This window comes from Roseovarius atlanticus (genome assembly GCF_001441615.1).
Lineage (GTDB): Bacteria > Pseudomonadota > Alphaproteobacteria > Rhodobacterales > Rhodobacteraceae > Roseovarius > Roseovarius atlanticus.
Genome location: NZ_LAXJ01000002.1, coordinates 86,589 through 99,431 on the forward strand (window position 1 = coordinate 86,589; position 12,843 = coordinate 99,431).

14 protein-coding genes are annotated in these 12,843 nt (G+C 65.2%); 5 read left to right on the forward strand and 9 right to left on the reverse strand.

All coding sequences use genetic code 11. From position 1 onward, the window contains the following. Window positions 1–55 precede the first annotated feature (55 nt). The 3 genes from XM53_RS00675 to XM53_RS00685 form a co-directional block, all read right to left on the reverse strand. The gene (locus XM53_RS00675; protein WP_057789283.1) at window positions 56–799 is read right to left on the reverse strand and encodes a DUF502 domain-containing protein; all 744 of its coding nucleotides are present in this window, start codon (window positions 797–799) and stop codon (window positions 56–58) included. Between the two features lie 63 nt (window positions 800–862). Then, window positions 863–1,798, reverse strand: coding sequence for a pseudouridine-5'-phosphate glycosidase (locus tag XM53_RS00680; RefSeq protein WP_057789285.1), 936 nt, complete (start codon window positions 1,796–1,798; stop codon window positions 863–865). Continuing rightward, window positions 1,795–2,688, reverse strand: coding sequence for a PfkB family carbohydrate kinase (locus XM53_RS00685; protein WP_057789287.1), 894 nt, complete (start codon window positions 2,686–2,688; stop codon window positions 1,795–1,797). The genes XM53_RS00680 and XM53_RS00685 overlap by 4 nt, the downstream gene beginning before the upstream one ends. A gap of 75 nt (window positions 2,689–2,763) precedes the next feature. On the opposite strand from XM53_RS00685, the gene XM53_RS00690 reads away from it, so the two are divergent. The 3 genes from XM53_RS00690 to tsf all read left to right on the forward strand — a co-directional run bounded on the left by XM53_RS00690 (window position 2,764) and on the right by tsf (window position 5,471). Further along, the gene (locus XM53_RS00690; RefSeq protein WP_057789289.1) at window positions 2,764–3,381 is read left to right on the forward strand and encodes a hypothetical protein; all 618 of its coding nucleotides are present in this window, start codon (window positions 2,764–2,766) and stop codon (window positions 3,379–3,381) included. A 234-nt stretch (window positions 3,382–3,615) separates the two neighbouring features. Further along, window positions 3,616–4,506: a 30S ribosomal protein S2 gene (rpsB, locus tag XM53_RS00695; protein ID WP_057789291.1), complete on the forward strand. Its 891-nt coding sequence runs from the start codon at window positions 3,616–3,618 to the stop codon at window positions 4,504–4,506. A gap of 89 nt (window positions 4,507–4,595) precedes the next feature. Next, on the forward strand, window positions 4,596–5,471 hold the full coding sequence (gene tsf / locus XM53_RS00700; protein WP_057789292.1) for a translation elongation factor Ts: 876 nt from the start codon (window positions 4,596–4,598) through the stop codon (window positions 5,469–5,471). 759 nt (window positions 5,472–6,230) lie between these two features. On the opposite strand, the gene XM53_RS00705 is transcribed toward tsf, so the two are convergent. Continuing rightward, a complete protein-coding gene (locus tag XM53_RS00705) occupies window positions 6,231–6,986 on the reverse strand; it encodes a LuxR family transcriptional regulator (protein ID WP_057789294.1) in 756 nt (251 codons plus the stop codon). Then, window positions 6,983–7,426, reverse strand: coding sequence for a type II 3-dehydroquinate dehydratase (aroQ, locus tag XM53_RS00710; RefSeq protein WP_057789296.1), 444 nt, complete (start codon window positions 7,424–7,426; stop codon window positions 6,983–6,985). Before aroQ ends, XM53_RS00705 begins: the two co-directional genes overlap by 4 nt. A 330-nt stretch (window positions 7,427–7,756) precedes the next feature. Between aroQ and XM53_RS00715 the strand changes: the two genes are divergently transcribed. Further along, window positions 7,757–8,152 carry a DoxX family protein gene (locus tag XM53_RS00715; protein ID WP_236544392.1) on the forward strand — a complete coding sequence of 132 codons (396 nt, stop codon included), beginning with the start codon at window positions 7,757–7,759 and terminating at the stop codon, window positions 8,150–8,152. Window positions 8,153–8,192: 40 nt separating this feature from the next. Here the strand turns inward: XM53_RS00715 and XM53_RS00720 are convergent, their stop codons facing one another. Then, window positions 8,193–9,416, reverse strand: coding sequence for an acyl-CoA dehydrogenase (locus tag XM53_RS00720; RefSeq protein WP_057789298.1), 1,224 nt, complete (start codon window positions 9,414–9,416; stop codon window positions 8,193–8,195). Window positions 9,417–9,521: 105 nt separating this feature from the next. On the opposite strand from XM53_RS00720, the gene XM53_RS00725 reads away from it, so the two are divergent. Next, window positions 9,522–10,430: a LysR substrate-binding domain-containing protein gene (locus tag XM53_RS00725; protein WP_057789300.1), complete on the forward strand. Its 909-nt coding sequence runs from the start codon at window positions 9,522–9,524 to the stop codon at window positions 10,428–10,430. An 11-nt stretch (window positions 10,431–10,441) separates the two neighbouring features. Here the strand turns inward: XM53_RS00725 and XM53_RS00730 are convergent, their stop codons facing one another. The 3 genes from XM53_RS00730 to phoU all read right to left on the reverse strand — a co-directional run bounded on the left by XM53_RS00730 (window position 10,442) and on the right by phoU (window position 12,839). After that, window positions 10,442–11,260 carry an SDR family NAD(P)-dependent oxidoreductase gene (locus XM53_RS00730; protein WP_057789302.1) on the reverse strand — a complete coding sequence of 273 codons (819 nt, stop codon included), beginning with the start codon at window positions 11,258–11,260 and terminating at the stop codon, window positions 10,442–10,444. Between the two features lie 145 nt (window positions 11,261–11,405). Then, complete coding sequence (gene phoB / locus XM53_RS00735) at window positions 11,406–12,095, reverse strand: phosphate regulon transcriptional regulator PhoB (protein WP_057789308.1); 690 nt, start codon at window positions 12,093–12,095, stop codon at window positions 11,406–11,408. Window positions 12,096–12,113: 18 nt separating this feature from the next. Beyond that, entirely contained in the window at window positions 12,114–12,839 is a 726-nt protein-coding gene (gene phoU, locus XM53_RS00740) for a phosphate signaling complex protein PhoU (protein ID WP_057789312.1), read from the reverse strand. Window positions 12,840–12,843: the final 4 nt, after the last annotated feature.

Genomic DNA, 12,843 nt, shown 5'->3' on the forward strand with positions numbered 1-12,843 from the left:
GACCGGCGGCCAGAATCAACACGCCGTTCGCCGCATTAACCAATCGACATCCTTTTCAGTGTTCCGTGTCGGGCGGGATCGCCTTGCCGTTCTGCCCCGGATAGACGAGGCCTGCGGAGATCACCAGCTTGGCCGCGTCCTCGATCGACATGTCCAGCTCGATCACGTCGGAGCGCGGAAAGAACAGCAGGAAGCCCGAGGTCGGGTTCGGCGTCGTGGGCACGAAGACGCTAAGCAGGTCGCCCGACATCTCGGCCTTGTCGGCGACCTCGCCCTTGGCCTGGGTCGAGATGAAGCCGACGGCCCAGATGCCCTTGCGGGGGTACTGGATCAGGCAGGCTTTCTCGAAACTGCGCTCGGACTGGGCAAAGACCGTCTCGGCGATCTGCTTGACGCCGGAATAGATCGAGCGGACGACAGGCATCCGGTCCACCAGGCTTTCGCCGTAGCGGATCATCGAACGGCCGATCAGGCCCTTGGCGATCCAGCCCACGAAAAGCGTGAACAGAAGGAAGACGATCACGCCCACGCCGCGGATGTTGATGCGCACCCAGTCGGCCTCGTCGGGACGGGTGTTGCCCAGGATGAAGCGGTTGATCAGGTATTCCGGCTGGTAGGTGTCGGGCACGAAGGGCAGCACGACGCCGTCGACCCAGCCCACCAGCGTCCAGATCAGCCAGATGGTCAGACCGATGGGCGCGATGACCACGATGCCGGTCAGGAAACTGGCGCGGAGCCCCGCGAACCGTCCGGGTTTCTTGGGCGGGGGTGCGGGATCGTCGTCGAAAGGGGTGTTCATGAAAGCCTTCGGGGTTCTGGTCAGGCGATATCTAGGCGCTTCACCGAGGCGCTACAACGGATTTCACGGCTTGGCGCCGGTTTGATCCGCATCCCCGAGACAGGTGGCGATTTTCGCGGCAAGCCGGGCATTGTTGACAACCAGCGCGATATTGGCGTCGAGCGATCGGCCTTGGGTGAGGGTGTAGATACGGTCGAGCAGGAAGGGTGTCACGGCCTTGCCGGTGATGCCCTTGGCCGTGGCCTCGCGTGTTGCCTCTTCGATGATGGGGATGATTTCCGCGGCGGGGATCTCAGCCTCGGCCGGAATCGGATTGGCGACAAGCTGTCCCCCCGGCAGGCCAAGGGCCGCGCGGGCGAGATGCGCGCGGGCGATGGATTGCGGATCATCGAGCCGCAGAGGCGCGGGCATTTCCGAGGTGGCGGACCAGAAGGCGGGCAGACTGTCCTGTCCGTAGGCGATGACGGGCACGCCGAGGGTTTCCAGCACTTCCAGCGTCTTGGGCAGATCGAGAATGGCCTTGGCACCGGCGCAAACGACCGTGACGGGGGTTTGCGCCAATTCCTGAAGGTCGGCGGAGATGTCGAAGCTTGTCTCGGCGCCGCGATGCACGCCGCCGATGCCGCCGGTGGCGAAGGTGGCGATGCCGGCGGCGTGGGCCGAGATCATGGTGGCGGCGACCGTGGTGGCGCCGGTGCCGCCGGTGGCGATGCAAACGGCAAGGTCGGCGCGACTGAGCTTGGCGACATTTTGCGCCCGGGCGAGGGCTTCGAGGCGGGCCTCGTCAAGACCGATATGCAGCTGTCCGTCCAGCACGGCGATGGTCGCCGGGATGGCGCCCGCGTCGCGCACCGCATCCTCGACCTGCCATGCGGTTTCCAGGTTCTGCGGATAGGGCATCCCGTGGGTGATGATGGTGCTTTCCAGCGCCACGATGGGGCGGGCCTCGGCGCGGGCGGCGGCAACCTCGGGCGAATAGTGCAGCGGCAGGGTGGTCATGTGGCGATATCCCCGGAAATGTGGGTGGCGGCGGCTTGAAGCGCGCGGTCGAGGGCGGTGGCGCGGTCCGCGCCGCGTGTTTCGGCGGCAATGTGCGCGGCCATGAAGGTGTCGCCCGCGCCGGTGACGCGGGTGACGAGCACGGGCGGCGGCTGGCCGGTCAGAAGGCCGTCCGGCCCGGCGTCGGCGGTGGCCTCGGCCCCGTTGGTGACGATGGCGCGCGCCGCGCCACGGTCACACAGGGCCGAGCCCGCGTCGGCGGCAGAGGCGAAGGGGCGACCGCAGAGGATGCCGGCCTCTTCGAGATTCACATATAGGATGCCGCGCCCGGTTTGCAGGAAGGGCAGCAGACGCTCGGCCTTGCCGGGCGAGGCGGGGGCCACGCGCAGGTCGGCGGCGGAACAGGCGGAGTCGTGGGCAATCTGTGTCAGCAGGGCCGCGGTCAGGTTGCCGTCAAGCGCGATGGGGCCGGTATGGGGAGTGGTGGCACTGCCCAGAGATCCGTCCTGCAAGGGCGCGAGAATCCGGTCGCCTGCCGCCTCCAGCGAATGGGCGTCGGCGATGGCGGCGATCAGGCCGTTCGCGCCTTCGATCGCCATGTATTGATCCGTGGGCAGTTCGGACGAGCGCCAGACATGGGATGTATCGATGCCGCGCGACGCGCAAAGCGCCAGCAATTCCTCGCCCGGCGCGTCGCTTCCCACGGCGCTGAGCAGGGCCGGGCGCAGACCGAAATGCGAGAGGCTGAGCGCGATGTTGAGCGCGACGCCGCCGGGGCCGCGGGTGATGCGGCCGGGCACGTCCGAGCCCTGGCGCATGGCGCTCGCCGAGCGGCCGATGATGTCCCACAGGACCGAGCCGATGCAGAGGATGTCGGGCGCGCGCGTCATGCGGTCATTTGCACCGCCGGGAACGGGGAGAGCAAGCGGTTTGCGGGGCGCGGTGACGCGGCGTAGGGTGCAGGGATGGACGAGACCCGCCGCTTTCGCATTCCGCTGAAACCCGTGCTGGCGCTGCTGGTGGCGGCGGCGGTGGCCGCGAACCTGCCCGACTCGTGGTTTGCCGATGAGACGGCCCGGGACCGGCGGGCGGAGGTGTTTTCCGCCTTCGCCAACCTGAGCGCGGCGCCGGGGGAGGGGGCGTTCGCCTTTCTGGGCACGGTGGCGGACCTGTCGGGGCAGGAGGCGCGGGTGCGCCGGGACCGGCGGGCGCATGTGCTGCCGGGACTGCTTGAAGCCTATGCGGAGCGGATCGACATGCAAGCGGGCTGGTTGCGGGACGCGGTGCTGGACCCTGACTATGCGCATCCGTTCGATATATCGGCCTTCGAGGTGACGGGGCCAGAATTCGGCGGGCATGGTGTAGATGGGCCGTGGCACTGGGGGCTTGCGGCCAGCGGGGCCGGGGACCTGTCGCCCGAGGAAGCGCCGTTCGGATGGTGCGCGCGGTGGCTGGTGGTCTGGGATGACGCGGAGTGGTTCTATGCCCCTTTGGGGACCAAAGCGCTGGACGCCATGCTGGCCGAGGCGGCCCCTGGGCTTGGGGCCGTGGCGCGCGATCTGCCGGGCGGGTGCGACGGGTAGGGAACGTTTTCTTGGAAAGAAAACGGGTCGAAATCTTTGAAAGATTTCGGCCCGCCCGGTGGACAGGCCTGTGCAGATGAGGGCTTGCGCCGCGGGAAATAGCCCGTTATACGCGCGCCATTCAATCCCGCAGGTATGGGCGGGCCTCTCGGGGGAGACATCCCCGAAGGTCCACCGGTTGAAGCATCCGCTTCTCATCCCGTACCGAGGCGCAAACCGGAAAGGAAAACGACCATGGCTCTTCCAGAGTTCTCCATGCGTCAGCTGCTTGAAGCTGGCGTGCACTTCGGCCACCAGACGCAGCGTTGGAACCCCCGTATGGGCGAGTTCATCTATGGCGCGCGCAACGGCATCCACATCATGGACCTGACGCAGACCGTGCCGATGCTGGACGCGGCGCTGAACGTCATCCGCGAGACCGTGGCCAAGAACGGCCGCGTTCTGTTCGTCGGCACCAAGCGGCAGGCCAGCGCACCGATCGCCGAGGCGGCGGAGAAATGCGCGCAGTATTACATGAACCACCGCTGGCTGGGCGGCACGCTGACCAACTGGCAGACCGTGAGCCAGTCGATCAAGCGCCTGAACGAGATCGACGAGATCATGGAAGGCGGCGCCGAGGGCCTGACCAAGAAAGAGCGTCTGGGCCTTGAGCGCGACCAGGAAAAGCTGAACGCGTCTCTGGGCGGTATCCGCCAGATGGGCGGCGTGCCGGACCTGCTGTTCGTGATCGACGTCAAGAAAGAGGCGCTGGCCGTGGCCGAAGCCAACAAGCTGGGCATCCCGGTCGTGGCCGTGGTCGACACCAACTGCTCGCCCGATGGCGTGGATTACATCATCCCGGGCAACGACGACGCGGCGCGTGCGATCTCGCTTTACTGTGACCTGGTGTCCCGCGCGGCGCTGGACGGCATGTCGGCCCAGATGGGCGCGGCAGGCATCGACGTGGGCGCGATGGAAGAGGCCCCGGCGGAAGAGGCCGTGAGCGAAGAGCCCGCGGCGACCCCGGCGGCGGATGCAACCGCCGCGCCGAGCGACGAGGCGAAGCATGACGACGCCATGTCCAAGGACGCGCCGCTGGACATCGAGTCCGCCGAAGAGGTCAAGAAAGAGGCCGCTGACAGCTGAGCCTGTCACGAAACCTATACCTTGTTGATATACCTGGGCGCGGGATCCGGCCGCGCCCATGACAGCCCCAATATTCGAGGAGAGCCAAGATGGCGATCACAGCTGCAAGTGTGAAAGAGCTGCGCGACAAGACCGGCGCGGGCATGATGGACGCGAAGAAAGCGCTGACCGAGACCGATGGCGACATGGACGCCGCCGTTGACTGGCTGCGCACCAAGGGCCTGGCGAAAGCCGCCAAGAAATCGGGCCGCACCGCCGCCGAGGGTCTGGTGGCCGTCAGCGTGACCGGCGGCACGGGCGTCGCCGTCGAGGTGAACGCCGAGACAGACTTTGTCGCCAAGAACGCCGAGTTCCAGAAGATGGTGGGCGACATTGCCGCCGCCGCGGTGGGCGTGGCAAATCTCGACGCGCTGCAAAACGCCGATATCGGTGGCAAGCCCGTCTCTGAGATCATCACCGACAAGATCGCCACGATCGGCGAGAACATGGGCCTGCGCCGCATGGAGAAGATCGAGGGCGACACGGTCGTGAGCTATATCCACAACGCCGCCACCGACGGCATGGGCAAAATCGGCGTGCTGGTCGCCATGAAAGGTGGTGACGAGGCGTTCGGGCGTCAGGTCGCGATGCATATCGCCGCCACCAACCCCGCCGCGCTGAACGAGGCGGAGCTGGACCAGGCCGTGGTCGACAAGGAACGCCAGGTGCAGATCGACATCGCCCGCGAATCCGGCAAGCCCGAGCAGGTGATCGAGAAGATGATCGAGGGCCGCATGAAGAAATACATGTCCGAGATCACATTGGTGAACCAGGCCTTCGTCATCAACCCCGACGTGACCGTTGGCGCCGCCGCCGCAGAGGCCGGTGCCGAGATCACCGGCTTCATCCGTATGGAAGTGGGCGAGGGGATCGAGAAGAAGGAAGAAAACTTCGCCGAGGAAGTTGCCAAGGCGGCGCAGGGCTGAGTTTGCCGTGATCGTGGGCCCGAGGGGCCAGCCCCTCGGGCTACCGGTTCGAAGCGGGGGGCCAGCCCCCCGCACCCCCCGGGATATTTTCGGCCAGAGGAAGTCAGTGCGCGTTCCGAGGAGTCGGGGCGCGCTTTTTTCTTGGAACGGCACTCGGCTTGTTGCTGAGGCTTCTCGCCTTTTACCTGAGCATGAACGTGCGCGCGCCGGACCCCGAGCCTGTCTGCTTCGGGAAATCCGACGTCTACCGGGCCGGGTAGACGGAGCGCAGCGGGATGGACGTGGTCGAGGTTGGGTTGCGCGACGCCCATGCTTATGGCGGTGGATCGCAGTGCTGCACGGAGGATGTGCCTCGGGAAGGCGGCTGCAAGCGCTATATTCCGCATCTGAACGGGGAGGGGGCCTTGACAGCGGGAGCCCAAGAAAAACGGTGCCGCCCGGGCGGACGGCACCGTCATTCCTGCAACCAAACACGGGATGAGACGGCGCAGGCAAGTCCGGCCGGCCAACCGAGCTATAGGCCAACCGACCGGGATCCGGCAGAACCGGCAGGCCGGTCTTCCCTGAAATCGCAGGGGCGTCCGACCCATGTTCCCAGGCTAAAGCCACCACTCACGGAACGAAGATATCATGCGACGTAACGTTAACTTGCGAAAGTAGGGGATTCCTTACCAAGCGGTAAAATCTTTCAAATTTTTGTAGGAATTAGTAACTTTTTTAGGCAAGGGCCCTTTTACATGGCCTTTGCGTGCGCAGCCGTCAGGTATCCAGAACGAAAATCTGATTCTGAAACGCGGCCTTGAGCACCGCCTGGGCCGTAGTCTCGACGCTGAGGGCCTCGCGCGCAAGGCGCAGGTGCTTTTCCACCGTGGCCGGGGTCAGTTCCATCAACAGCGCGATATCCTGGATCGTCTTGCCGTCGCCGACCCAGCCCAGCACCTCTTTCTGACGTTTGGTGAGCGAGCGGCCCGGCGCCTCGTAAGGCAGGGTCAGGATACGCAGGTGGACGATGTTGTTGAGCAGGGTGATATCGTCGCCATGCTCTTCCCACAGCGCGTCACAGGCGGCCTGGTCGTGGCCCGCGTGGGCGGTCAGCGCGATGGCGCCCTTGGTGCGCGGCGACATGGATTTGAAGCTGATCGAGTAGCCGCAGGTGACGCCCATGGAGGCATTGAACTCGACCACTTTGCGTTCCTGTGCGGTCAGGGTTTCGGTGGCCAGCATCTCGGCCATGACGCGCCAGGAACAGGCGCCTTCGTTGTCGAGCGCCCAGCGGACCATCGGCGCGTGATGGTAAAGGCCGTCGCCGATGAAGACGTTCATGTAGTCCGGCGAGTGGTTGCTGAGCAGCACGAAATCGTCCGGATCGCCCAGGGATGTGGAGGTGCGGTAGCGGGTGAAGCCGTAGATCAGCCGGTCGAACCCATAGTCGGCCATCTGCGCCACGTGCATCTCCCACAGCTCTTCGATGCTGGGCGCGTTCAGAAGCGTGTTGAGGTGCGCGGTCGAGATCATGTCGCCGCCTTCAGGTGTCGGGCCATGGCGTGGAGCGCCAGCGTGTAGCCGTGGGCGCCGAAGCCGCAGATCACGCCGACCGCGACCCTGGCGATATAGGAAGTGTGGCGAAAATCCTCGCGGGCGTGGATGTTGCTGAGATGCAGCTCGATTGTGGGAATTTCAGTGCTCGAGATCGCGTCCATCAGCGCGATGGATGTGTGGGTATAGGCACCGGCGTTGAGGATGAGCCCGTCATGGGTGCCGCGGGCGTCGTGGATCCTGTCGACAAGCGCGCCCTCGGCGTTGGATTGCGCGAAGCTCAGGCCGATGCCCAATTCCGCAGCCACAGCGTTGCACTGCGCCTCGATGTCGCTCAGCGTCGTGGAGCCATAGACCTCGGGCTGGCGCGTGCCCAGCAAGTTGAGGTTCGGTCCGTTGAGGATAAGAATGGAAGTCATGCGGCGCGGCGTCCTTTCCGCTACGTCATAGACCGTGACATACGGCGGTGTCGAGTGAGAGTTGCGGGGTGTGGCACTCTGTACAAGACTGTGGCATCGAGGATGACAGGCGCGGCACGCGGGTGAGGATATTTGGGCAAGAGCCGGACGCACAAGGGTTTTACGGTGCCGAGCGTGCTGATTGAGATATGAATTTATTTAACATAATACTGATTATGCGCTAATTGGGTGCGAGCGCCGTGGCCCGGGCTGAAACTTGGCGTACACAGCTTGCGTGACTTCAGGACGAACCACCGCGGAGCCTCGACGCCCCCTGCCTATGGAGACTTCATGACCGACCCGATGCGCCATGGTGCCACGACGCAAGCGAACTGGACCCTGCGGATCGGGCGCGCGCTGATCGCTGTGCTGTTTCTGGCTGGCTCGGTGCAGAAAGCGGTCGCGCCGGAGCAAGGCATGGCTTTGCTGGGCAATCTGGGGCTGCCCGGCGCGCTGATCTGGCCGGCGCTGGCGTTCAACGCGGTTGCGGGACTGGCGCTGTTGCTGGGCTGGGCCACGCGCTGGGTCGCGCTGGCGCTGGCGGCGTATTGCATGGCCACCAGCATTTTCCACTTCCAGCCCGAGGATGGCTGGCAAATGTCGATCTTCGTCAAGAACTGGGCGATTGCCGGCGGGCTGCTGGTCCTGAGCGAACACGCGCGGCGATCCGCGCGGGACGGGCAATAGAGCAGGGCAGCCCCCTGCCCTGCAAGTCATTGGCGCGGCTTCAGAAAAACGCCTGAAGCCCGGTTTGTGCGCGTCCGAGGATAAGCGCGTGCACGTCGTGCGTGCCTTCGTAGGTGTTGACCGTTTCCAGGTTCATCATGTGGCGGATGACGTGGAATTCCTCGGAAATGCCGTTGCCGCCATGCATGTCGCGGGCCATGCGCGCGATATCCAGCGCCTTGCCGCAATTGTTGCGCTTGATGAGGCTGATCATCTCGGGCGCGGCTTGGGCGGCGTCCATCAGCCGACCCACGCGAAGGGCTGCCTGAAGGCCAAGGGTGATCTCGGTCTGCATGTCGGCGAGTTTCTTCTGGAAAAGCTGGGTCTGGGCCAGCGGGCGCTTGAACTGCTTGCGGTCAAGGCCGTACTGGCGCGCGGCGTGCCAGCAGAACTCGGCCGCGCCCATTACGCCCCAGGCGATGCCGTAGCGCGCGCGGTTGAGACATCCAAAGGGGCCTTTAAGCCCTTGAACATTCGGCAAAAGCGCGTCTTCGCCCACCTCAACGCCGTCCATGACGATCTCGCCGGTGATCGAGGCGCGCAAGCTTTGCTTGCCGCCGATCTTGGGCGCGGAAAGCCCTTTCATGCCCTTGTCGAGCACGAAGCCGCGGATCTTGCCGTCATGGCCGTCGGACTTGGCCCAGACGACGAAGACATCGGCGATGGGCGCGTTCGAAATCCACATCTTGGAGCCAGAGATCTTGTAGCCTGCGTCGGTCTTTTCGGCGCGGGTCTTCATGCCGGCGGGGTCGGATCCTGCGTCGGGTTCGGTCAGGCCGAAACAGCCGATCAGCTCGCCCGAGGCCAGGCCCGGCAGGTATTTCTGGCGCTGGTCCTCGCTGCCATAGGCGTAGATGGGATACATCACCAGGCTGGATTGCACGGACATCATGGAGCGATAGCCCGAGTCGACGCGCTCGATCTCGCGCGCGACGAGGCCGTAGGTGGTGTAGTTGGCGCCAAGACCGCCGTATTCCTCGGGGATGGTGGTGCCCAGAAGGCCCATCTGCCCCATCTCGCGAAAGATGCCGGGATCGGAGGTTTCCGACGCATAGGCGTCCTTGACCTTGGGTTGCAGGGTTTCCTGCGCGAAGGTCCGGGCGCTGTCGGCGATCATGCGCTCGTCTTCTTCCAGCTGGGCATTCAGCAGAAAGGGATCGGCCCAGTCGAACCCGGCGAGGTCGGGCTTGTCCTTGTCGCGAAGTTTGGGGGCATCGAGGCTCATGGCGGTCTCCTTTGGCAAGGGAAATTCGGTTTGGGTTGAATTTATCCTGAGATAAGCGCAATAAAAAGCGGCAATTCGGCATATATTCATGAGGAAGCTGCATAGATGTCCCTGCCCCGCCGCTTTCTGCCCTCCCTCGGCGCGCTGCGCGCGCTGGAGGCGCTGGACCGGCTGGGCAGCCTGACGGCGGTGGCCGAAGAGCTGAACCTGAGCCAGAGCGCGGTGAGCCGGCAATTGCAGACGCTGGAAAGCCAGCTGGGCGTGCCGCTGTTTGTGCGCGAAGGGCGGCGCGTGCGGCTGACGCCGGAAACACGGGGCTATGCCGGCGAGACGCGTGCGGCGCTGAACCGGATCAGCCAGGCCTCGCTGAAGCTGGCGCTGAACCCCGGGGGCGGTAGTTTGAACCTGGCGATTTTGCCGACCTTCGGGATGCGCTGGCTGGTGCCGCGCCTGCCGGAGTTCGCCGCGGCGCATCCGGAAGTGACGCTGAACCTGTCGACGCGGCTGAAGCCGTTCAACTTTGGCGCGGAACCCTTTGATGCAGCTATTCTTTTCGGAAGCGGAGCCTGGCCCGGCACGCAATCGCTGCGGCTGAAGAACGAGGCGGTGGTGGCGGTGGCTGCCCCCGCGCTGTTGGAGCGGGCGGCGGTGCTAAAGGCCAAGGATGTGCTGTCCCTGCCCTTGCTGCATATCGAGACGCGGCCCGAGGCGTGGCGCGCGTGGTTCGCCGCGCACGGGGTCGAGACGGGCACGGTGGCGGGTACGATATACGACCAGTTCTCGACCATCACGCAGGCGGCTTTGCATGGCCTCGGCGTGGCGCTGTTGCCGGATTACCTGGCCGAGCAGGATTTGGCGACCGGCAAGCTGGTGACGGTCTGGGGCGGGCGCACGGACAGCCCCGGCGCCTATCACCTGGTCTGGCCCGAGGAAAAGGCGCAGGACAGCGCGGTGGTGAAGTTTCGCGACTGGCTGGCGCCGCAGGCCGAGGAGGAAGACCCCCTGCCCCGGTGACCCGTCCGAGATCAGATGCCGTAGGGAACGCCGCCCGAGACCGGCAGCGTGATTCCGGTGACATAGCGCGCCTGCGGGCCGGCCAGATAGGCCACGGCATCGGCCACGTCGGCGGGTCGGCCCGCGTCGCGCAGCGCCACGCTGGCGTAGCGCTGCGCCTTGACCTCCTCCACGCTCAGCCCGCGTTCGCCGGCGATCCGCGTGTTGGCGGCCATGTGCATGTCGGTGGCGATGTAGCCGGGACAGACGATATTGCACAGGATACCGTCGGGGCCGAACTCGGCGGCGATCGTCTTGGTCAGGCCAACCAGCCCGTGTTTCATCGCCGTGTACGCGCCGAACCCGGGTTCGGCTCCCAGGCTGCCGGTGGAGCCGATATTGATGATCCGGCCACCCCCGGCGGCCTGCATCGCCGGGATCACGGCGCGCGTCAGCATCATTGGGGCAAGGAGGTTGACGTTAAAACTGTTCGTCCACTGGGCGGGCGTGGTGGACATGAAATTGTCCGCGCCCGCGAGGCTGCCGGCGTTGTTGACCAGGATGTCGACGCGCCCGAGCCTGCGTTGCACCTGCGCCACGACCGCGTCGATCTGCGCGGCATCGGTGACGTCCAGTTCGAGCGCCGTGCCCGTGGGATCGAGGTCGGCGGCGAGCGTTTCCAGCAGCGAGAGGCGCGGGGTGGCGACGCCGTCGACCTCGATGGAGCCGCCGAGATCGGTGACGACCACATGCGCGCCGTCCTCTGCCAGCCTGCGGGCGATGGCCTGTCCGATTCCGTTGGGGGCGGAGGTGCCTGTGACGAGCGCGACCTTGTCGTGAAGTGGGGGCATGATCTGCGTCCTTTGCGGTCCGGTCTACTGCGACAGTAGTAGACGGGCCCGGCCGGAGCGCAACCGACCAAATTGAGTGGCTGCGCCACGCTTTGTTTGTTTGGATTGAGTATTTGGAGAACAGTGAAAGGCGGGCGCGGCGCGATCAGCCCAGCGAGTACCCTGCCCCGCGCACTGTGCGCAGCGGGTCGGCGCCGCCATGCTGGCAGAGCGCCTTGCGCAGCCGGCCGATATGCACGTCGACGGTGCGGGTATCGACATAGATGTCGCGGCCCCAGACGCGGTCGAGAAGCTGTTCGCGGCTCCAGACGCGGCCCGGCTTTTCCATGAAGGTCGACAGCAGGCGGAATTCGGTCGGCCCGAGTTTCAGACCCTCGCCCTTGCGGGTGACGCGGTGGGTCTCGGAATCGAGGATGATATCCTCGTATTCCAGCCGTTCGCCCACGGTCGAGGGCCGTGTGCGGCGCAGTTGGGCGCGGACGCGGGCCATGAGCTCGATCACCGAGTAGGGCTTGATGACGTAGTCGTCGGCGCCGGTTTCCAGCCCGCGCACGCGGTCCACCTCCTCGGAGCGGGCCGAGAGCATGATGATCGGCACGTTGCGCGTCTCGGAGCGGGTCTTGAGCTGGCGGCAGACCTCGATCCCTGAGACGTTGGGCAGCATCCAGTCCAGCAGGATGAGGTCTGGCGCGGCCTCTTCGACCAGCATCAGGGCCTCTTCGCCGTTTTCGGCGCGGGTGACGGCAAAGCCGTCGGCCTCGAGATTGTAGGCCAGCACTTCGCGCTGGGCCGGTTCATCCTCGACCAGAAGAACGCTGGGCTGTTCGCTTGCCATGACGTCTTGTGTCCTTCGCTATGCGCCGACCTGGGGCGAGACTTTGGGATCGAGCGAGGTCTTGTCGCTTTTGGGGCGGTTGTCTTCGGGCATGGTGCCGGTGACCAGATAAACCACCTGTTCGGCGATGTTGGTGACGTGATCGCCCATGCGCTCGGTGTTCTTGGCGATGAAGTGCAGGTGCATACAGGGCGTGATGTTGCGCGGGTCTTCCATCATGAAGGTCAGGAATTCGCGGAAAAGCGCGTTGTACATCTGGTCCACGTCGTGGTCGCGCTGAATGACCTCGCGGGCCAGTGCCGCGTCACGCTGGATATAGGCGTCCAGAACGTCGCGCAGCATCCGCTCGGTTTCGCGCGCCATGCGGCGCAGCGAGGACGTGGCGCCGGTGATCGGCGTCATCTGCGCAAGCACGGTGGTGCGCTTGGCCATGTTCTTGGCATAGTCGCCGATGCGTTCGAGGTTGGAGGCGATTTTCATCACCGTCAGGATCACGCGCAGGTCGATGGCGGTGGGCGCGCGCAGGGCGATGGTGCGCGCGGTTTCCTGGTCGATCTGCTCTTCCAGGTCGTCGATCACGCGGTCGCCGGCACGGACCTTTTCGGCCAGTTCCTCGTCACGGGTGTCGAGCGAAATGGCGGCGTTCATGATCGCCTCTTCCACCAGGCCGCCCATCTTCATGATCAGCGCCTGGACGGTTTCGAGGTCACGGTCGAAGGCCGATGAGATGTGTTCGTCGTTCATAGCG